Genomic DNA, 20,644 nt, shown 5'->3' on the forward strand with positions numbered 1-20,644 from the left:
AAGATGTTATACAATAAAACTTTGGAGCAAAAGATACAGAGCAACGACCGCACATTGAAAAGGCTGTCTCTAGAACTCGAGAGGATGCAGAAAGAGTCTGACGCATGTCTTGATACCATAGGCCTTACCGCCGAAGAGATCAACAAACTCCTCGACAACAAGGACTCCTTCTCTGAAGAGCAACGCGCCGAATGCAAAAAGCTTCTTGACGGTTTTGAAGAACGTCTCGAGCGTGACAAGGGCAGCGACCCCCGCGCCAAAGCCAAAACATACGCGCTCCTGCGCAGGTCGCGCAACTGGATACAAGTTTAGCGTATAGCGGATAAGTAAATGCAGAACATAGAATGTAGCCATGCAATCAGATGATAGATGTTTTCACACGTCATTAATATTGCAAACGAGTAACTCCACCACCTCTATCCCGGGTAAAAGAAAAAAGCTCGTTACCTTTTACTAATTCTTGGACAATGACGTCAAAAATTTGCTGAGCAACAATATAATCATCACAAGAAATACCTTTGTCGGCAAATTTCACCCTTTTATCTTTATTTATAATCGCCTTAACTTCCTCATGTTGAGAGAGTGTGAGATCTGTAAAAAACGATCTATATATTACTTGTTCAAGTTCAGAAAGATCTGCCTTTTCTTTTTTAATTTTATCTAAGCTGCGCCCCATACAATGTTTTATGTTATCAATTATAACAGGAGTAATGCTTTCAGAAAGCTCTTTGGCTGTTTTTTGAGGGTCGTCTACAAAAAAATCCTTGGGTTCCTCGAACCCAAGTTCAAATGCCGCCAGGTCAATTTTCCTTCTCTTAAAAAAGTCACTTTTTCTTTGATTGAGTTTTAGCAGCTCTTCTTCAACAACTTTTTTTAATTTTTTTATTCTTTTTTCCCCAATTTCGAACGGTCGTGAAGTAGAAACGCCATGTTTTTTAACCCAATCAAAATGATCAGCGAATTTAAGTTGAAAATATCTCTTCCCGTCCTCTGAGCGTTCTTCCAATGCCTTGTCATCCACAAACATATGGCATTTTCTAGCCTCATCTTTAATGCTATCTACATGAAGAGGAAATATTCTTGCTAAAACTTCTAGGCCCCCAGAACCCTTGGAAGCGTGCTCCAGATCAATCAGCCCTATCTTTCCTGTTTTTTTACCGTCTTCTTCTGTAATAAAAAGAGGAAGATTATCATATCGCACATAACCACAAGACTTTTCAGGATTATCACTATTTTCCAAAGAATCAGTCACACATCCTATTAAATCACTAATATGCACCTTTGAAAATAATCTTGTCATTTCACGCACAGCTTCATCAAATAATTGTGGTTGCAAAATGTACGTAAACATATTGTGATAATTATTTATATTTATTTGAAGCCGCTCTTCTACAAGAAATTTTCCACAAAGGCGTGCTTTGGGAATTACCAGATGAGAACTTTTTTGTGCGGTTAAGACAGACCTTACCTCTTGCATTTGATGAAAACGTTTAATAGCGAAGCGTCTTCCTGATTGCTTTAGAACTACTTCCGGCATTTCTTCAGACAAAAAAACAGCTGTGTTTCCACCAGGAGCTTGTCGCATAGACTTGGTTTTTTCGCATTGGGCTGTATATTCAGAAAACATACCACTAGGTAAAAAAGATTTTCGTGCTAGATAACCTCTAATATGCTTTTGAATAATGGTAGCCGCTTCATCATACTTCGCCTGACTTTTGTCAGCAACTTCTGCTGAAGACTTTTTCATGCCTTCATCTGTTTCTGGACTACACGGTTTTTCTTGAAATTTTGGGCCCAGAATTTCTTTTGCTAATTCTCTTGTTTTATCATCTCGCTCTGCGATTACATTTAACATCCAAAGCTTTGAGGCTTCAGAAATTTCCACTTTTTCTTGAGCGGTTTTGTACATTTCGAACATTCTTTCAATATTATATGTACGCTTTATTATGTTTAAAGGGGACAATAAACGTGCTTTTATCCATGTCCATGTCCCTCTCAATCCTTTCCTGGTTTCAAAATTGACTGCATAATGTCCCCTTTTTTCAACCATACTTACCATATAGTCTTCTTTTGCATAAGGTGTTTTAGGATATTTAATATCGAAGGACATAACAAACTCGTTTTGTTTAATTAATAACTCTATCAATTAAAATGCATATTCTAAAATATTTGTCAAATAGATATTATGTACGTAAGGCAACTGGATAACATTAGTAGCTCTCTATTGCTCAATGCTCAATGCTCAATGTTCAATGCTAATTGAAAACGTAGCGCCGCTACGTTTTAATCTGTCATGTTATGGAAGACAGCGTCGACATCTTCAATGTCTTCGATCCATTCGATTAGTGCTTCGTTAGATTTTGCTGTATCTTCGTCACAGTCTACTGTAGTCTTTGGTATCATCTCGAGAGATGCTTCTGAGCACGTCATCCCCTGCTCTTCTATAGCGTCTTTCACTGCGTATAATTCTGCAGCGTCGGTGGTGACGACGTACATATCATCTAATGCCTCGAAATCTTCGGCACCGGCATCGGTCACTGCCATGAAGACGGTGTCTTCGTCGCCTTCTTGGTCTTTTGGCATCTGTATCACGCCTTTTCTGTCGAAATTGAAGACGACGGCACCTGAGCTTGCTATCGTACCCCCACGTTTATTTGTGGAGATGCGCATCTCTGATGCCATACGGTTTTTGTTGTCGGTCATGCCTTCTACGACGATGCCAACACCGCCGTGTCCATATATCTCATATACCACTTCGACATAATCGCTCTGGTCTGCGCTAGAGGCTTTTTTGATGTTACGATCTATATTGTCACTAGGCATGTTTGCGGCACGTGCTTTCTGCAGAGCAAGGCGAAGGCGAGTATTACCTTTAGGGTCGTTGCCCCCTTCTTTGACGGCGACTATTATCTCTTTAGCAATACGAGAAAAGACTTTGCCTTTCTTGGCGTCGACGCGTGCTTTTTTATGTTTTATGTTTGCCCATTTACTATGTCCTGCCATGATATTATCCTATATAAATTTTTCCATGAAGATCCTTCCGCGATAAACGTCTTTCCCTTCTTTTATCCAATGTGTCTGTCTGCCGAACTCTTTATATCCCATCTTCGTGAAAAATGCCCTGCCTTTAGTATTGCCTTCGTAAACCTGCAGGTGCAACAGTTCTATCTTAAACTTCTCTTTCGCCAGCTTCTCAAGGGCTTTAGTTAGTGCAGTGCCTATCCCTTTACTTTGATATTCTGTGCTAAGTATAAGCCCCCACTCACATTGATGTGCGATCTTTTTATACGGCATGAGATATAGAGCTCCCAGCCCACAAGGTTTGCCGTCAAGGACGACGGTAAGAGCACACTTCCAGTTGCTGAAAGATACCCATCGATGTACGGAGTCGTCGACTTCACGTTCTAAAACCATAGGAAACCACCTAAGCATCCCTGGCTCACAAAGCCATTCTTTGAGATATTCTGCATCTTCCATGACGGTATATCGTATCTCTAGGCCTTCGATATCCTTTGTTTCTTCTTCATACATCATTATCCAAACTCCTTAAGATATCCATTGACAAAAGTGTCGATATCTCCATCCATTACAGCCTGTACGTTACCGTTTTCTATCTTCGTCCGTGTATCTTTTACGAGAGTATACGGCTGAAAAACGTAGTTACGTATCTGACTTCCCCATTCTATTTTCTTTTTTTCTCCGCTCATAGCTTTTACAGAATCTTCGCGTTCCGTAACTTCTTTTTCGTAGAGCTTCGACTTCAAAAGCTTCATGCACATCTCTTTGTTCTGTGCCTGGCTTCTTTCCTGTTGACAACTTACGACGATACCTGAGGGAAGGTGTGTTACACGAACGGCGGAGTCTGTGGTGTTAACGTGCTGTCCTCCTGCTCCGGAGGCGCGGAAGGTGTCGATGCGGAGTTCTTCGCTTCTGACTTCTATGGTAATATCATCGGTTATCTCTGGCGTTACCTCCACGGAGGCAAAGCTCGTATGTCGTCGATTTCCGCTGTCGAACGGAGAAATCCTTACGAGTCTATGTACGCCGTTCTCTGCCTTTGCATATCCGTATGCGCAGTCGCCGGAGATTTTTATCGTTATGCTTTTTATCCCTGCTACATCACCGGCTTCAGCGTCGACGACGGTAGCTTCCCAGTTGCGCCTTGATGCCCACCGCTGGTACATACGCGTAAGCATCTGTGTCCAGTCGCATGCTTCTGTTCCGCCGGCGCCGGCATTGATACTCAAAAAACAGTTTTTCTTGTCGAGCTCACCGGACAGCATACGCCGAAGTTCTTGAACTTCGAGGCCTTCCTCGACAGAGCTTATTTCTTCAAGGAGTTCTTCGAGAAATTCTGTGTCATCGTCGTCATAAGCTTCTACTATTAGGGCTTTAACACTCTCTGCACGCTCTTTGAGGTCGTGGTACGGAACAAGCCACCCGCGTAGATCGTTACTTTCGGCGATGACTTTCTGTGCCGCATCGTTATCGTTCCAAAAAGTCTGCTGTGCTATGGTATCTTCTAAAACTTCGAAGCGTTTTTTTTTGGCTTCTAAGTCAAAGATACCTCCACATATGAAGCAGACGGGAATCTATACTGTCGAGGCGATTTTTTGTTTCTTCGTTCATCAGTGGTGTCCTTGTTTTATACCGTTACGATATAAGATTTTACATAAATACATATAAAAAAACAAGGCGACAAGAAGAGTTTTCTTAGCCGCCTTGATATTCATTTATTGTCACGCGTTTTTCTTTACCTGTATAACGATATCGCCACCTTTTAGACGCTTCCTTAGCGCTCGACTTTTTACCGTTATCTCCCAGCCATGGTTTGGATCACGTAGGCATACGTTTTTCAAATCTGAGGAGATCTCGTCTACGACGATAGTATGATCCCCTACGATGGAATCGTGTATTGTCACCAATGCCGAGCCATTTTTTTCAATAAGTTCTTTTAGGTCTTTTATTCCCTCTTTGCTCGTAGCAATCCTTGTCTCCATGGGCATCAAGCTGGCATCTTGGAGTGGGCTGAATTCTTCGTCTTCGGCGCATGTTTTCTTAAGGGTTGCATAATCGGGGGTTTTACCGTTGTCGATGATAAGCATCGCTGCTGCGGCAGCGAAGCTACCTCGTATCGACTGTTGCTGAATAAGGGCCGTGCCATTAGCAGAATATGCTACACACCCTTCTTCTTTGGTGCATTCTTCTCGTACTGGGCTGTGTACCCTTAAAATTTCTTCGTCGTAAAAGATGTCCATATCGACGGCAGCCTCTGCATATGGATATATCATATCTTCGTTACAATGCATTCCTGGATATGTTCTTTCATATTTCGACTGTATTATTAGCCCTCCAACAAAACGCTTCGTCAATGCTGAAAGCGCAACTGTTATTTCTCTGCCTTTGTTAGGGTCGCGTAGGCGTACTTCTTCATTTTTATTCGAGATGTCATCAACGACAATATGATATTCCTGCGATGCTGCACCCTGTATCGTGATAAGAGCAGGGCCATGATTTTTTATCATCTTGTTGATTTCTTGAACACCGCCAAGACCACCACCGAACATCCTTATCGCAAGCGGTGTGAGCCCTGCAGATTCTATTGTCTTTGCCGGTGAGGCTTCTGTCTTCTTCTTTTTCTTCTTTTTACTTGTCCGCAGTCCGCTTACGTTAAGGTCTTTTCCCCTATCGATGATAAGCATGGCAGCGGAAGCGTCGATACCGACGGTGTTGATATCAACAATAGCTTTATCATTTTCTGTATATTTCACGACGAAGGTATCTCTTCCTGCCGCTTTTTCTTCTTTACGAAGAGTTTCGTAGTTTTTCAGTATCTCCTCTTCGTAGAAGATATCATCTTCTGTGCCGTATTGCGCCGCTGCTACGGTTTCATCATCACAAAGCCGTTGCGGCGCCTCTGAAAAACAGAGAGCCGGAGACTCTGCTACTTCCTGGTCTTTGGTATTAGTACTTCCTGTATTATTATTCATAATTCCTCCTGTACGTTCATTTTTTTGAGACTCTTATTCTGTATTACACCATTCACATATTAATTAACAAAAAAAAACTTCGCATTAAAAGCCGCAACTTTGATATCTAAGGATATAACTAAAAAATAAAAAATATTTGTTGCCATAATTTTATGTCTATTGTTGTTTCCAGCCCCCAAATTTCTTTCACAGAGCGTCATCTTCAGGCATTGTGGTTAGAACAGAAATATTTTCGTGGTCTTTCCTCTCCTGGCGACGACATCATCGACATCCTATCGCCGGGAAGCTGGAACGTCGAGGCCGGCCCCGACTTCCTCCGCGCCCATCTTCGTATCAATGGCGTCCTTATCCGTGGTGACATCGAGGTGCACCTCCATGAAGAGATGTGGTATCATCACGGCCATAACAACGACAGCCGTTATGATGATGTCATCTTGCATCTATGTCTATGGAACCCCAATAAACACCGCGACCTATATACCCATAAAGGCTCTAAGATCTTCACTGTATATCTCGAAGATTTTATGACGATACCCCTCGCCCGTATCGTCAAACTCATCGACCTTGACCTTTACCCTTATAAGAAATTCCTTGGCAGCGGAAAGTGCGCCTCGAAGATTTTTAATAGACTCCCTAATGAAGAGCTATCGTCGCTTATGACGTCAGAGGCATATCGTCGGCTTAAAAAGAAACGTGAACACCTACGTGCTTATGTCGATGATAAGCTCTTCGTCGCCGCTGGTATCGTTATGGCGCTAGGATATAAGAACAACACCACAGCCTTCCTAGACCTTTTCCTATGGCTTAGAGGCCTTTCTGGGCACAACGAAAAAGAGCTTTTAGCTCTTGCTATAGGGGCTACTGGTTTTTTTGAAAAAGCATACGTCGACATGTGGGAAGCCTCGCCATATTATAGGAGCTTACAAACGCTATGGGAAGACCTAAAAGATAAAGACTTCCCTGTTTTTTCTATGACGACGGCACAGATACGCCCTCTTAACCATCCGATACGCCGCTTCGTCACCCTAGTAAAAATTATCAACGACAAAACCCTCCCAGATCGTTACAACGCCATTGAAGAGCTATGGGATAACCACTGGCAATGCTGCTTCAAAAAAAAGACAAGAGCACATCTCCGCGACACTCTCGTATCGATACTTCCTAATTACAATGACCCATACTGGAATACCCACTATATCTTCGAAGAAAAGAAAAGCAGTAAACACATACCACTTACAGGGAACGTGCTGTGTAAAACAATATTCATCAATACCATCCTACCACTCCTTGAAGAACATATACAAAAAAAACACGGCAGTGACGAGCTTAGAGCGCTTACGCTTCTATACCGTTCTTTTTCATCCTCTTCAAGTCGTAAGACGCTATATATACGACACCGCTTTTTTGGCGACAAAGACAAAACCATCATAAAAAATGCATGTATAGAGCAGGGAGCTTACCAGATATACAACGACAACTGCATACACTACGAAGCGAGCTGTGAAGGGTGCCCTTTCATAGAAAAAGCCCTCTCAACGCATTAAAAATATGATTATATAGTTTTTATTTTTTCGAAATCTTTTGCTTTTTTATCCTATTTTTTTTACTCTGATTTTATCAACAACTATTATTAACATTATTAACAAAAAAAATATCGAGGTATTATTATGGATGGTGTAACTTCAAGTACTCAACCAGCTGCCAACCTTGGCATTCTAGGCGAAGAAATCAACAGAATCGGCGACAATGTGGAACTCGCTGTTTCGTGGCTTGGCCGACAGGTTTGTCGTCTTTACGAAGATGTTATTTCACCAATATGTAGTAAGTTGTGTGCGCTTATCATTAGCGCTTATAAATTCGCAAGCCCTGTTATCAAAGAAATCGGCGAAGCAATTATTAAATTCATATCTTCCCGTAAAGGACTTGGTTTGATATTAGGAGCAATGTCTTTCTCATGTCTTGTCGGTATTCATAAAACAGATGCCAGCAACCAAGCAAAAATTCTTTGCACTCTTGGTGCCATGTGTGCTTTAGGAGCAGGCATCATGATATCTCCTTATGCTACCAGATTTATGCCAAGATTATTTCTTCCCGCTAGCCTGTAAGCAATAAAAAAGCATCTTATGAAAAAGCGGCGGGAATCACTTTTCCGTCGCTTTTTTTGTGAGAATGATATTATTTCTGTCATCGCAAGAATATTTCCACGACCATGTTGGCGCTGAAATATCTTCTTGTTCATAGGCGATAGTGCCATTGTCATAGTATGCGCGGATTCGCTTCCCTGCAGCGACGTCTATCGTCTCATCACCGACGAATGTCACGCCTTCGGCGATAAATTCTGCGTTGCCATGAAGATTGATCTTTAAACACTCCTTACGTGTTATATCATTTTCCCAATAAGCATTGTCTGCTGTGGTGTCTATGCCTTTATTTTTTACTACGACGTCTTTAAGGATGCATTTTCCGCAAACGTTTTCTTCGCCGACAATGTTATCAGCGCGGACTATCATGCTACCCTCGACGACGATATTTTCAACGTCGACCTCTGCTATCTCGAGGACCATCTCGGCGCCTTTATCTAGGCGACCTTTACGTATCTTATATTTTATTACGTCATAAAGCGGCCCCATAGCAGGATGTAGGCGGCATATAAATGATGGCCCACCTTTTACGAAAGTTTTTTCGTCGGGCATCGCAGGAATTTCCATCCCACAGTATGATGTAAGCAGGTCGTACATATTTTTCATGGTATCACAGAAACATCCCGCCGGCGTTTCGATTATAGCATTCCCTGGGGTGTAGCTATTTTTCGTCACCGATATCGTTTTATGTCTGGTGTTATATGTCACGAAAGTTTTAAGCCCTCCCCACAGCTCCCTGGGAAGGCTTTCTTCTTTTTCTTCGTCCAAGACATCGGCGATATTCTGCATGGAAGATTCTAGCCGTCCTGCATGAACTTCGGAATAGCTTCCTTTGGAGTCATAGTAAGGGCCTTTTTTCTTCATATTTATCACCATCCCTGGGAATGGCGACTTTTTAATAGCCTCTTCAATGCTGTCGCAGCCCACAAATAATATGTTCGTATTGGTAGGAAATTTCGAATATATACTCCCCTCTTCATATGGAGCATCGGCGATGTCACGCTTTATAAAGTCGGTATATTCTACATTAGAAATGCCGTAACTCCGCTTATCTCCCTTTTCTCTTTCTGCCATCACAGCCATGCCTTCGGCAGTGCCAACAACACGCCGGCACGATGCTACGCCGTATGCTTTGTCGCCACCAACACCTGCACCTATAAGCCCAATAATTCCATTATCAACACCAGCAACGGGGTTGTTTACCTGTCTGACAAGAAGATAACGCCTTCCCTGCGAACGCATCCAGTCGAAGACCTTATTGTCCTTGGCGAGCTTCCACAAAACACCATGACCTCCAGGTTTAAGGTTCAAAGTAAAGACATCTTTCATCGACCAGCTACCTTCTTCTGTGATGACAGGAGCCATCGGCTGCTTAAAGAAAACGAAAGAATCCTTGGGCCTTCCGAACCACCCTCGCCCTTCACATATCGCACGTATATGAGCATCGTTGTCCTTCTCGGAAGACGTCATCATCGCTATAGGCGTGATGACGCGTTCACCAAAAAGCTTATAATACAAATATTCCCTGCCCTCGACATCACGGATCATCGCCTCCAAAAGTGTATGCCCACCGAAACACAGCTTCGCCGCTGGAAGCGACTCTCCGGTGTCTTTATCTACAAGACCAAGGCGATCACCGGCACCACCTATAGGATATAATTCTCCCATCGTCGACGTAGCGGCAATGCCGTCAATAATTGCTTTGCGAACATCGGCTGTATCGACGGCTAGGTCTAAACCTTCAGGAGCATGATATACAACATCGCTACTATCGTTATCGCCCGATAGCAATGACATAACGGTATAATGATACCCTATTATCCCTCCTATGGTATTGTAGAAGGCCTCGATATCACAAAGCTGTCGAACGAGAGATTTTAATGCTGGAATATTAGCGCCGTCGCCGCGGAATACTACCGGTCCTTGTCCAATAGCCATGACGCTTTTAACGGCATACCCCTCTTCAGCGCTTAGATTGGCAAAAAGATCCTGGCCCTTCTCTACCTTAGATATAAATTTTTTGACGGCTTCGACACTGTCAAGTACAGCGCTTTTTTCTTCTATAGAAGAGCATTCTTTAATCTCTTTTATGATATCGCGAATCTTATCGAGCTCTTTTTCTTGCGTCTCTATTGTTTTTGTCATGCTATATCCTCGGCCCCTGCTGTTATAACTACATAGAAACCAATAGTGTAGGTGTTTTTGCCCTAGTTTCTTACAGAGAGTGCCACAGGTTATGAGTTTTGAACAAGATCATCCTTGTACAGAAAGCCATTTTCCTCTATGATACATGGTATTGACAAAATAAAATTTTATATCGATCTTTTAATGTAAAATTTGTTTTGACTTGAAAATCATAGCACATATACAAGTAATGCAAGAGTTTTTCTATACGATTGCTCAATATTGCAAAGAATGTCATTTTTAACTTTTTAAAGGAGAGTGTAAAAGATTATGACCAAAAAACAAAATTCAAAATTTATGCAGCCTGTTAAATTAAGCACTGAACTCGAAGCTGTTGTCGGCAAAGGCCCAATGCCTCGTACTGAAGTTACTAAGAAGCTCTGGGTATATATCAAAGCTAACGGCCTTCAGGACAAAGTTCAGAAGCGTAACATCAACCCTGACGAAAAATTAGCAGTGCTATTCGGCTCTAAGAAGTCTATTGATATGTTTAAGATGACAAGCCTCGTCTCAAAACATATTGGCTAAAACGTCTCGCTTATAAAATATTATTATAGTATCTCCCTATATAACATGTTATATAGGGAGTTTTGCGTCTTAAACCCGTGATTGCGACATATCCTTTGCCATAGGTTTTTTGCAGTGGTACAGGTGCGAAGATGAAAGACGAGCGAATGTTAAAACATTCGCGAGGATAGAATCAAAGCAGATGTGTTGCTGCAAAAAGAAATATGGCGAAGCCAAGTAATAGCAAACGGGCAAAGAAAAATAATAAGAAATAGCAAGGGCTTAAAATATTTATTTTCATATTCTTGTATTTTCTGCCAGCGCTTTTTAGAAAGAAAAAAAGGTCATGTCTCCTATAGCATCCATAGTGTCAGGCAATCTGGCTCATTTTACTCCTCGCGAATAGTTACAACTATCCGCTTGTCGTGCACTGAGCCATCTTACCTAACTCTATGTCGCTAAAGGAAAGATATGTCGCAATCACGGGTTATAAAACCAGGGTATTATGCTAGAATTCATAAAGAAAAAACTTTATCTCCTTTATAATAAAGTCGTAAGGCTTCTCTGGGACACGTGGTGTGTCGCCTCTGTCGTAGGGATATGGCCACGATTCATCGAGCCTAGGATGCTGCTAACGTCGCGGCTATCGCTACCTATCGACGGCTTATCACCATCTCTTGAAGACCTGAAAGTAGTTTTTTTCAGCGACCTTCATTTCAGCAAAGAGGCTTCTTCAAAATTTCTAAAAAAAATCTCTTCGCGCATAAACAAGTTGCACCCAGACATTATAATTTTCGGCGGCGATATCCTCAGAACGCCAATTATTGACGATCCTGAAAGGCTTCTTTCTTTTCTGAACTCTTTAAAAGCGCGCTATGGCTGTTTTTTTGTCTTCGGCAACCACGACTATAGCGAATGGGTATCCCTCAACGATAAAGGCGAATACGACATCGAGACTGGTGGAACTCCTGCTATCATCGAAGGTTTCAAGCGTTTTTTCGGAAACAAAAAACCTCTTGGGATTATCACAGACCGTGCCCGTGCCGTTCCTTCCCATGAAGAACTCAGTGCTTTATTAAAAAAAACACGTTTCACCGTCCTTGAGAATGACACATCTCTTGTTCCTATACGCAACACCTTCCTAAACATCTGTGGTCTTGAAGAATATTGGCTTGGCCGTTGCAATCCAAAGAAAGCCTTTAAAAACTATGACAAAAAATATCCTGGCATTGTCGTCACCCACAACCCCGACAGCTTTCCTCTGCTTTATGACTATCCTGGCGATCTTGTCTTATCAGGACATACTCACGGCGGGCAGATAAATCTTCCATGGATGTGGAAAAAATTCTCTCTACTTGAAAACAGCGAGTTTAAGCGTGGCATGGTAGGGCGCGATGGTAAAGCTATATACATAACTCGTGGGGTAGGAAGCTCTGAGCCGTTCCGCTGGTTCTCTCCTCCTGAAATCGTCCTAATAACATTAAACGGCACTTCTCATGACTAAAAAAACCAGTCTTATCTTCCTTGCCGGTGGTGTTGGCAATAGGATGAAAGCTTCTTTGCCGAAACAATTTCTTGAACTTTCAGGAAGGCCACTTTTTTCATATAGCCTCGACGTCTTCGCTGCTATCGACAATATCGATGATATCATCGTCGTCTGTGCCGAAGAACATCGCCACAACTTCGATAGCTATAAAACATTATCTATGAGTTTCGCCCTTCCAGGCCCACGACGCCAAGATTCCGTCTACAATGGCCTGTGCGAGGTCTCTAGCGACAGCGAACTCGTTATCATCCATGATTCCGCACGTCCTTTCATCACAGAGAAAATGGCCTCAGAGGCACTTGTCGACGGAGAAGAACACGGCGCTGCCGTCGTCGGCGTTCCCGTAACATATACAGTAAAACGCTCCAACGACGAAGGTTTTGTCGCCGAGACGCTACCACGAGAGGATATCTGGGAGATACAGACGCCGCAAGTTGTGAAGCACGACCTTCTTAAAAAAGGCTTCGAGAAAGCTCTCGCCGAAGATATCACTGTCACCGACGACGTCGCCCTCGTAGAGATTCTCAACCTTCCAGTAAAGCTCGTTATGGGCTCTCGCGACAACATAAAAGTCACAACGCCAGAAGATATCGCTTTGGCAGAAAACATCCTAAAACAGAAAACATAGCCTATGCATACTTATAAGCTCACCGTCGCATATGACGGCACAGAATACAGCGGATGGCAGATACAGCCTAACGGCCCCTCGATACAAGAAGCTATAGAAAAAATTCTTAAGACGATAACACGAAAAGACCTCAAAGTCACAGGATCCGGCCGTACCGATGCCGGCGTTCATGCCCTCGGACAGGTTGCACATATCAGCAGCGAAGATGTTCTCAACGTTACGAAAACCCTGCGCTCCTTAAACGGCCTCCTCCCCGCCGACATACGGATAAAAACCTTCGAAGAAGTCCACGAGACCTTCCACGCCCGATACAGTGCCACCAAAAAAACATACCACTACAACCTCTGGACCGACGACGTCGCCGACCCTTTCATCTGCCGATACCGCCACCACGTCAGAAGCACTACCTTCGATATCGCGAAACTTAAAGCCGCCGCAGTATTGCTCGTAGGAACACACGACTTCACGTCTTTCGCATGCGAAGCGTCGAAAGGCAGCGCAGCAAAAGATCCCATCCGTACCATCTACCGCGTCGCTGTCGTCCCACAAGACGGCGGACTACGCGTAGAATTCCAGGGCAACGGCTTCCTATATAAAATGGTACGTAACATCATGGGAACACTGCTAGAAATAGCACAAGGCAAACGCCCCGTCGATGACATCACAACAATCATAAACGCCAAAGACCGCCGGAAAGCCGGACACGCCGCACCAGCACAAGGACTTTTCCTCGTAGACGTCTCATATTAATCTAATGGCGGAATTCCGCACTCCGCCCCGCGACAAAGCCTTACTATTCAGTAAGGATTTCCTCGAAGGTCTGATAGCGTTTTGCTCCGCGGGCAATGAAGTCGGGAATTTCGGGGTATTCAGCTTTACATATTAAGACGGGAAGCGCTGGCGTTCCCATCAGCGCCGTAAGTCCTCGTGGCGAGTCCTCGAATCCTATAATATTTTTGGCGTCGGGAGCCAGCCTTTCAATAGCAGTAAGGTAACATTCGGAGCTAGGTTTTGGCTCACTATAATCTTCGCGTGTTATCCACGTAGAAATTGTTTCAAGGACAGGAAGTGTTTTTCGTATTCTCGATATATGGTCGTCGGGAGAGTGCGTCACGACACATCGCGGTATGTCTTTCTCGGCAATGATATTCAGGAAAGTCTCAACGCCAGGCATAAGCGCTACAGTCTTTTGTTCCAAAAGGTCGACATATGCCTGTCTCTTCTCGGCATATATAATATCCCAATCTTCATTGGCGATTTCGGGGAACGTCTCATATATTTTATCGCGGAGCAATGTTGAATCATAGTGTGCCGCCTGGCAATATTCGTCGAAACTCCACGGCAAAGTGAAGCCACGACGCTCGAGCATGAGGCGATAAGCATTATAATGTATATCTTCGGTATTGACGAGAAGACCGTCAAAATCGAAAAGAATAAGTTGACTCCTAAAAATCCAATCCATAAAACTCTCTTTTGTATATTAATAAGTAAATATGATAAATAATATGATACATACGATGAAAACAAAAAGCAACAAAGCAAAATACCTAATTATTCTTGCCATGGCATTATTCGCTATGGGGTGCTCTTCACAAGATGATGGCGATACCTCCCTTCGCGATGCCGAAGCTTCGAAAGAACGAATTTTCCGCAACGACGAAGATGCCCTCTTTGCTGCCGACAATCCCGTCATACAAAAACGCGACTCTTATCCGTGGGAAGAAAATTTCATAGGAGAAAACCCAAAGATAACAAAAAACTTCTTCTGCTGCAAAGGCAGCACAACAAACCCTATAAAAACTATACAAGCCAACAATGGCGACGTCGAATATCTCTACGACTGCGGCGGAGCACAGAAACACAGCCTCCCCTTCCACGACGGCAAAGAATTCATATACCCTATACTTCTTGACATCCTAAACTATATCCAAGAACAGACGGGACAGCGCGTCGTCGTCACCTGCGGACATCGATGCCCACAGCACAACGCCTACGCTGATGACGACGATTTCAACATAACATCAAAGCATATGGTCGGCGCTGAAGTCGACTTCTATGTCAAGGATATGGAAGAGCAGCCCGAAGAAATTTTAGCGCTTATCTTTAAATTCTACGAAGAAAACCCTCGCTATGGTGGAAACAAACACTACCTTAATTTCGAGCGTTATTCCCCAGAAAAGACCAATGTAATAACGTCACCGTGGTATAACAAAGAGGTCTTCGTTAAGCTTTTCCTCGCCGACGAAGGCCGCGACCTCGACAACAGACACCCATACCCATATATAGGTATACAGGTGAAATACGACAGAGACACCAGCGAACGCGTATCATATTCGTGGAAACAGGCGTTCTATAGTTATTTAAGGAAATAACCTTTATAAAAAATCTGCTTTTTTCTATACTCACTGACGTTATGTACTAATCTTGCTTTAGTGGTGTAGCGAAAGGAGCAAGATGCAAGTACTTCCGACGAACCAAGCTCTGAAGAGCTGGGTGAGGAGGAATACGAAGCAGATTGTTCCTTGCAGCACACCAATAAAGCGAGAAAAGTTCATAACGTCAGTTAAATATAAAATATGCCGATGTGGCGAAATGGTAGACGCGGTAGATTCAAAATCTACTTCTGCTTGCGCAGAGTGCTGGTTCGAGTCCGGTCATCGGCAAAACATATGCTTGATATGAACATTACTAACGATACAAAATGCCCTTGCAGCAGTGGAGAAAACTACAGCAACTGCTGCGAGTCTTTCCATAAGGGCGCTCTACCTTCTAGTGCTGTACAGCTTATGCGCTCAAGGTATAGCGCGTATGCCTATGATCTCCCCGAATATATCATCGAAACAACACACCCTCTAAATCCAGGGTATCGCCACGAACAGGTCGCGTGGAAAAAAGAAATATCGTTATTCTCACGAGCCTCTTCTTTCAAAAAGCTCGAGATTCTCGACTCACAAGAGAAAGACGACACAGCAACGGTAACGTTTGTCGCCCATATATCACAAAACGGCGGCGATGCCTCCTTCACAGAAAAAAGCCTTTTCAAGAAAATCGATGGGAAATGGCTATATCACAGTGGGCAAGCGGTGGGAATTGCCTGAGTGTTTTCATTGTTATAACATTCTTTTTTTTATTTCATTAATAGCATTAATCCGCTTTTGATAAATAAGGACTCCACTATTTATCTTGAGAAGGTATAAAGCAACCGAAGGAAATAAGATGATCATTTCTAAACGTTTTACAATGTTTTTTCCAGATGTTTTATTAGTTTCAAAAGCATTTAATGACGCTTGAGAAAACTCAAATACCTGTGCAAATTCACGCGTTGTTAGATTAAGAGAATTCCTAAAATCTATCAAATTTTGCGAAGAAATTCCTCTCTCGAAAAGAGGAGCAAACACGAAAGAAGAAGGTCCCTTCCTTCCTATTGTACACAGAAGTATGATAGGATCGCTTTCACTCGTATCAATGCCCATGCTAAGACAGTATTCTGGATATGCCGGATTTTGACGCGAAGGAATTCTATCATTAAATGAAGGAAAAAGTGTTGTAGAGATAAACTCTCTTTTGGTTAAAGGAAATTCTGGTCCTAAAGAAAGAGCGTTGCGAGATGTGAAATATTGATCGTCGTATATGAAAACAAAACTTCCTTGTTCTTTTTTCAATACGCCTACGTGGGTATGTGTTTTCGTTTTTCTTAAAAAAACATTAACACCAATAATTTTTAAGTTATACATATTTCCGAACTCCTTTTATCAATGAGTGCAATTAAAGCTTGTTTTCTTTTATCGCTCAAATAGCTTAAATGAATTATGTCACAAAGCTGAGGGAGAGATAGGTTTTTTTGAAAATTCTCAATAACATTTTGATACCCAAGACGCTCCCATTCAAGGACATAGTCCTTCATAAGCGGCTCTTTAGAGTCTTTCGTGTAAATGCAACCTCGAGGTTGAAGATCCGCTCCTAACATTGCTACATCTTCTATTCCCAAAGCTGACGGATTATCATAGAAAGGCGCTATCGTTGATTTATTTGCAGATTGAATAAATCCTAAATTTCGACCATGGCGATCGTTATTCCCAATTAAACTGTCTGCTAAAGTAAGATACACAAAGCTTTCTTGGTCAATTCTTCTGCCTGTTTGCTCTCCGATTACATTCACGAGTGTTTCACAATCGAAAATCATGTCGTTTTCTATATAATGATAAATATGCACCAACGTTGAAGGTGGTGAATTAGGCATAAAGTTTTTCGTTATAAAGCAAAATTCAGATTCAGGAAAGCGAACGAGATAGTAAGGCGGAATATTTATTTTTAGAGCCTCGTATAATTGATTACACACAAATTCTGTAAGAGGTAGCTCGGGAAATTCTTTTTGCCGTGTTTTCAGAATATAGCTAACGCCTCCAAGGCGGGAAGAATACTTACGAAATTTACCATGAAAAAAACTTGAATTGATGTTTCGTTTTTCTCCCTGTGCGGGGGCCTCTGATTGGTATCGAATAGCAACATCAGAAAAAAACTCCAGCTTATTCAAGCTGAATATGCGAATAAAACATTCTTCATGCATTCCATAATGTGCTTTATCACCATTAATTGGCTTTGAACATGCTAGACAGGTATAGTCCATCTATTTTCCTTTTTCTTTTATTATAACATTGACATGAATTTGTGTCAACTTAGATATGACATGAATTTGTGTCACTTTAAAAGTGACATGAATTTGTGTCAATCAGCCCTTGTTTGTTCAAAAAAGTCAGTGGGCGGTCTAGGCAGTGTGGCAATCATGGGTTATAGTGGACAAGTCACCGGAATGACGTGATCAAAGATATGATCTAGGACCATTTTGACGTTGAAGAGCAAGTTTTCGCCGACGGTGAGGGCTTCGATATCGTCGCGAGAAAACCAGCGCATCTCTCTGACTTCGTCATAGTTAGGTTTTTCTATTCCAGTGCGGATGTTTTTGGCGAGATACACCATATCGATATGTTGGTGTGCGGGAGTGTCTCGATATTCCGGAATATCTTCTATGAGACAAAGATATGGTCTTTGGAAGCTGCGGGCTTCGTCGCTCTGCACCCACGCATTTTCCTGCATCATGATCTCAATTTCAAGGCCCGTCTCTTCGAAAACCTCACGGCGCGCAGAATCGACAGGCGTCTCATTAGCATCGATATGCCCTCCAGGAGGAAGCCATGTACTCAGCTTTTTATGGTATATAAGGAGAACCTTATCATCATCTACGATAAAAACATTAGAGGTGAAATGTCTTTCCATTATATCTTTTTCCTATACCCATGATTGCGACCTATATTTCCTTTGGCGCCATAGAGTTGGGCAAGATAGCTCAGTGAACGACAAGCGAATAGTTGTAACTATTCGCGAGGAATAAAATGAGTCAGATTGCCTGACACTATGGATGCTATAGGAAACAGGACATTTTTTCTTTATAAAAAGCTTAGGCAAAGTATAGGTCGCAATCATGGGTTATACTTCAGAGAGCTCTTCTTTTTTAGCATCTTTATTCAGGAATTTCTTAAGGTGTAGCTCTATCTTAGCAACAAGGGCTTCTTTTCGCTCTTCGTCGAAGATATCGTCTGAAGTAGCATATATTACACGCTCGGCAACATCTCCAGCATAACGGTATAATATATCGTCAAAACCACTTTTAATAAGATTCTGATATTCTATGTCGGTGTCGCGCACGCCATCGTCAAAAAGCTCTACGCTAGTAGAAGGTTCGGTACATATAAGGACATCATAAGTCTTAAGCCACTGCACCCCTTGGTGTACCGCTGCCATGGTGACGTTGGTTTCCTTGTTTACAGCATGATAATATACGAAAGTATCGACGACAGTCCTATCACATATTGCAAGCTCATAGCCTTGAGCTTCGGCGTCGAGTTCATTACGAAATTGCGTATGGAAATTCCACAGACACGTCCCCTGATTTGCGTCAGCGTTGATAGGAAATGGACAGTTTTCCCTAACACTTTCATGAATAAGCTTGACGTTGATGCCTTTCATCTTAAAATGTGCCGAAAGAAGATATCCCAACGATGTTTTTCCTGCGCCGTGGACGCCCATTATACCTATTTTATACATAATAACGCTCCTCTATGTGATGCTTTTTCTGTTGCAATACTAAAGCTTTATTTTCTTTTTGAAAAGGACTTTCATATTTTTAATGACATTTCAGAAATAATGTGTATTCTCTATAATTTATTGTAAAAACGGAATGTCATCATGAAAAAAAATCGTCCTCTTGCCGTAATAACTGGCGCGTCTAGTGGCATCGGTGCAGAATACGCACGGCGTTACGCCGATATGGGCTATGACGTATTTCTGGTCGCCCGCAGGGAAGAGCTTCTTAAAAAGCTCTGCTCCGGTCTCGAAGAGAAGCATGGCATCACTGCAACTTATGCCATCGTAGATCTGTCAGACCGCAGCGCCGTCGAGAAACTAACAGAAACAATCTCTACGATGAGAAACCTTGAAGTCATTATTAATAATGCTGGATTTGCCACCGGTGTCCCAGAATTCGAAGAAGGCGATATAGAAGGATGGGTCCAGATGCTCAACATTCACGACGAGATCCCTATGCGTCTCATCGCCGCCGCCATACCGATGATGAAAAAAAGAAAGAAAGGCACCATCATCAACGTGTCTTCTATCGCAGGGTTCTTCGTAGGCTCCGTAATGTATTATTCCACAAAAGCTTTTCTTACGAACTTCTCCGAATCCCTGGCGCTGGAGCTGGCACGCCATAACATAAAAGTGCAGGCGTTGTGTCCTGGCTTGACACGTACCGACTTCCACAAAAAACTAGGGTGGCACGACAACGATCCAAGATATAAAGAGTTTATGTCAGTAAAAGATGTCGTTGCAACGTCTCTTCGAGACATAAAAAAGCCCTGGAAGACAATATGTATTCCGGGCTTTAAAAATAAGCTTCTCGTAGGTATGGCATACCTCCTGCCAAGAAGACTGCTATACACGCTGATACGCTACAACAAAAAGAAAAGGTTCATTCATACCATCAGCAAATAGTTTTTGTCGCCGACGAAGATCTTTTTACAAAGAACTATCAACTTTCACACCTAAATGCTTGGCAATCTTGATAATACCCAACACTGCTTCTTCGTCTTTTTCTGCATCTATCCTACGCTCTTCTTCTATTTCGCGCATCCTGCATGACTGAGCCAATCTCATTATTTCCACTTCCTTTGTCTCGATTACAGGTACTTTTGCTTTGGCACATACGATAACCACTGTGCCGGAAAAATCAATTGGCGAGCAAACGCGTTCGCTAGGAATCACCATCGAAACGCTTTGACTTGGACTTGCAGCTCTTTTTCTTCCCACGTCATTATTAGCTCCGCCTGTCAATCCTTTAAAAGGCGATGGCGTTCTATGTACGAATATTCTCATAGCACTCTCCTATTTCGTTTAAATTAAAGTAGTTATACTACGTGGGAGCAGCTTTTTTTGCAAGGATTTCTTTGATATGTCTACGGTGTCGTCATATTTTTTGTGATTGCTAATTATCTATCGATAAATCTTTTGCTATTAAATGCCGGTATAGAGTATATTGTTCATACATTATTGTAGTAATGTATTGTATTGAACACTAATTAACACCTGAGAAGGA

At 42.5% G+C, this 20,644-nt stretch carries 22 protein-coding genes and 1 tRNA gene; 11 read left to right on the top strand and 12 right to left on the bottom strand.

Annotated features, from left to right (window positions below):
- On the top strand, nucleotides 1-312 hold a 312-nt coding region (locus HN980_01095), incomplete at its 5' end, for a hypothetical protein (protein ID MBT6928081.1).
- A 73-nt stretch (nucleotides 313-385) separates the two neighbouring features.
- Here the strand turns inward: HN980_01095 and HN980_01100 are convergent.
- The 5 genes from HN980_01100 to HN980_01120 form a co-directional block, all read right to left on the bottom strand.
- Nucleotides 386-2,110 carry a hypothetical protein gene (locus HN980_01100; protein MBT6928082.1) on the bottom strand — a complete coding sequence of 575 codons (1,725 nt, stop codon included), beginning with the start codon at nucleotides 2,108-2,110 and terminating at the stop codon, nucleotides 386-388.
- A 173-nt stretch (nucleotides 2,111-2,283) separates the two neighbouring features.
- A complete protein-coding gene (locus HN980_01105) occupies nucleotides 2,284-3,003 on the bottom strand; it encodes a YebC/PmpR family DNA-binding transcriptional regulator (protein MBT6928083.1) in 720 nt (239 codons plus the stop codon).
- A gap of 9 nt (nucleotides 3,004-3,012) precedes the next feature.
- The gene (locus HN980_01110; GenBank protein ID MBT6928084.1) at nucleotides 3,013-3,531 is read right to left on the bottom strand and encodes a GNAT family N-acetyltransferase; all 519 of its coding nucleotides are present in this window, start codon (nucleotides 3,529-3,531) and stop codon (nucleotides 3,013-3,015) included.
- Nucleotides 3,532-3,533: 2 nt separating this feature from the next.
- Nucleotides 3,534-4,592 carry a peptide chain release factor 2 gene (locus tag HN980_01115; GenBank protein MBT6928085.1) on the bottom strand — a complete coding sequence of 353 codons (1,059 nt, stop codon included), beginning with the start codon at nucleotides 4,590-4,592 and terminating at the stop codon, nucleotides 3,534-3,536.
- Between the two features lie 147 nt (nucleotides 4,593-4,739).
- Nucleotides 4,740-5,990, bottom strand: coding sequence for a hypothetical protein (locus HN980_01120; protein MBT6928086.1), 1,251 nt, complete (start codon nucleotides 5,988-5,990; stop codon nucleotides 4,740-4,742).
- A gap of 152 nt (nucleotides 5,991-6,142) precedes the next feature.
- Between HN980_01120 and HN980_01125 the strand changes: the two genes are divergently transcribed.
- Together HN980_01125 and HN980_01130 are read left to right on the top strand one after the other, a co-directional pair.
- The gene (locus tag HN980_01125) at nucleotides 6,143-7,534 is read left to right on the top strand and encodes a DUF2851 family protein (protein MBT6928087.1); all 1,392 of its coding nucleotides are present in this window, start codon (nucleotides 6,143-6,145) and stop codon (nucleotides 7,532-7,534) included.
- 123 nt (nucleotides 7,535-7,657) lie between these two features.
- Nucleotides 7,658-8,095: a hypothetical protein gene (locus tag HN980_01130; GenBank protein ID MBT6928088.1), complete on the top strand. Its 438-nt coding sequence runs from the start codon at nucleotides 7,658-7,660 to the stop codon at nucleotides 8,093-8,095.
- A 36-nt stretch (nucleotides 8,096-8,131) separates the two neighbouring features.
- Here HN980_01130 and HN980_01135 read toward each other — a convergent pair whose 3' ends face one another.
- A complete protein-coding gene (locus HN980_01135; protein ID MBT6928089.1) occupies nucleotides 8,132-10,276 on the bottom strand; it encodes a hypothetical protein in 2,145 nt (714 codons plus the stop codon).
- 309 nt (nucleotides 10,277-10,585) lie between these two features.
- Here HN980_01135 and HN980_01140 point away from each other — a divergent pair, with 309 nt between their 5' ends.
- The 4 genes from HN980_01140 (at nucleotide 10,586) to truA (ending at nucleotide 13,746) form a co-directional block, all read left to right on the top strand.
- Entirely contained in the window at nucleotides 10,586-10,843 is a 258-nt protein-coding gene (locus tag HN980_01140; GenBank protein MBT6928090.1) for a hypothetical protein, read from the top strand.
- 484 nt (nucleotides 10,844-11,327) lie between these two features.
- Nucleotides 11,328-12,326, top strand: coding sequence for a UDP-2,3-diacylglucosamine diphosphatase LpxG (gene lpxG, locus HN980_01145; protein ID MBT6928091.1), 999 nt, complete (start codon nucleotides 11,328-11,330; stop codon nucleotides 12,324-12,326).
- Nucleotides 12,319-12,996, top strand: a complete 678-nt coding sequence (gene ispD / locus HN980_01150; protein ID MBT6928092.1) for a 2-C-methyl-D-erythritol 4-phosphate cytidylyltransferase — start codon at nucleotides 12,319-12,321, stop codon at nucleotides 12,994-12,996. Before lpxG ends, ispD begins: the two co-directional genes overlap by 8 nt.
- A gap of 3 nt (nucleotides 12,997-12,999) precedes the next feature.
- The gene (gene truA, locus HN980_01155; protein ID MBT6928093.1) at nucleotides 13,000-13,746 is read left to right on the top strand and encodes a tRNA pseudouridine(38-40) synthase TruA; all 747 of its coding nucleotides are present in this window, start codon (nucleotides 13,000-13,002) and stop codon (nucleotides 13,744-13,746) included.
- A gap of 43 nt (nucleotides 13,747-13,789) precedes the next feature.
- On the opposite strand, the gene HN980_01160 is transcribed toward truA, so the two are convergent.
- Nucleotides 13,790-14,458 (bottom strand): HAD family phosphatase, encoded by a 669-nt coding sequence (locus tag HN980_01160; GenBank protein ID MBT6928094.1) that lies wholly within the window; start codon nucleotides 14,456-14,458, stop codon nucleotides 13,790-13,792.
- Nucleotides 14,459-14,513: 55 nt separating this feature from the next.
- Here HN980_01160 and HN980_01165 point away from each other — a divergent pair, with 55 nt between their 5' ends.
- The 3 genes from HN980_01165 to HN980_01175 all read left to right on the top strand — a co-directional run bounded on the left by HN980_01165 (nucleotide 14,514) and on the right by HN980_01175 (nucleotide 16,094).
- Nucleotides 14,514-15,368 (top strand): hypothetical protein, encoded by an 855-nt coding sequence (locus HN980_01165; GenBank protein MBT6928095.1) that lies wholly within the window; start codon nucleotides 14,514-14,516, stop codon nucleotides 15,366-15,368.
- Nucleotides 15,369-15,574: 206 nt separating this feature from the next.
- Nucleotides 15,575-15,659: transfer RNA gene (locus HN980_01170), tRNA-Leu, on the top strand.
- A 15-nt stretch (nucleotides 15,660-15,674) separates the two neighbouring features.
- Nucleotides 15,675-16,094 carry a hypothetical protein gene (locus tag HN980_01175; GenBank protein MBT6928096.1) on the top strand — a complete coding sequence of 140 codons (420 nt, stop codon included), beginning with the start codon at nucleotides 15,675-15,677 and terminating at the stop codon, nucleotides 16,092-16,094.
- Nucleotides 16,095-16,106: 12 nt separating this feature from the next.
- Here the strand turns inward: HN980_01175 and HN980_01180 are convergent, their stop codons facing one another.
- From HN980_01180 to HN980_01195, 4 genes are all read right to left on the bottom strand, one after another.
- Nucleotides 16,107-16,730, bottom strand: a complete 624-nt coding sequence (locus tag HN980_01180) for a hypothetical protein (protein ID MBT6928097.1) — start codon at nucleotides 16,728-16,730, stop codon at nucleotides 16,107-16,109.
- Nucleotides 16,718-17,623 (bottom strand): hypothetical protein, encoded by a 906-nt coding sequence (locus tag HN980_01185; protein MBT6928098.1) that lies wholly within the window; start codon nucleotides 17,621-17,623, stop codon nucleotides 16,718-16,720. Before HN980_01185 ends, HN980_01180 begins: the two co-directional genes overlap by 13 nt.
- 161 nt (nucleotides 17,624-17,784) lie before the next feature.
- Nucleotides 17,785-18,270 carry an NUDIX domain-containing protein gene (locus tag HN980_01190; GenBank protein ID MBT6928099.1) on the bottom strand — a complete coding sequence of 162 codons (486 nt, stop codon included), beginning with the start codon at nucleotides 18,268-18,270 and terminating at the stop codon, nucleotides 17,785-17,787.
- Between the two features lie 210 nt (nucleotides 18,271-18,480).
- Nucleotides 18,481-19,098 carry an AAA family ATPase gene (locus HN980_01195; GenBank protein ID MBT6928100.1) on the bottom strand — a complete coding sequence of 206 codons (618 nt, stop codon included), beginning with the start codon at nucleotides 19,096-19,098 and terminating at the stop codon, nucleotides 18,481-18,483.
- A 141-nt stretch (nucleotides 19,099-19,239) separates the two neighbouring features.
- On the opposite strand from HN980_01195, the gene HN980_01200 reads away from it, so the two are divergent.
- Nucleotides 19,240-20,043 (top strand): SDR family NAD(P)-dependent oxidoreductase, encoded by an 804-nt coding sequence (locus HN980_01200; protein ID MBT6928101.1) that lies wholly within the window; start codon nucleotides 19,240-19,242, stop codon nucleotides 20,041-20,043.
- A 24-nt stretch (nucleotides 20,044-20,067) separates the two neighbouring features.
- On the opposite strand, the gene HN980_01205 is transcribed toward HN980_01200, so the two are convergent.
- A complete protein-coding gene (locus HN980_01205) occupies nucleotides 20,068-20,424 on the bottom strand; it encodes a hypothetical protein (GenBank protein MBT6928102.1) in 357 nt (118 codons plus the stop codon).
- Between the last annotated feature and the right edge of the window lie 220 nt (nucleotides 20,425-20,644).

Source organism: Waddliaceae bacterium (genome assembly GCA_018694295.1).
Taxonomy (GTDB): Bacteria; Chlamydiota; Chlamydiia; order Chlamydiales; family JABHNK01; genus JABHNK01.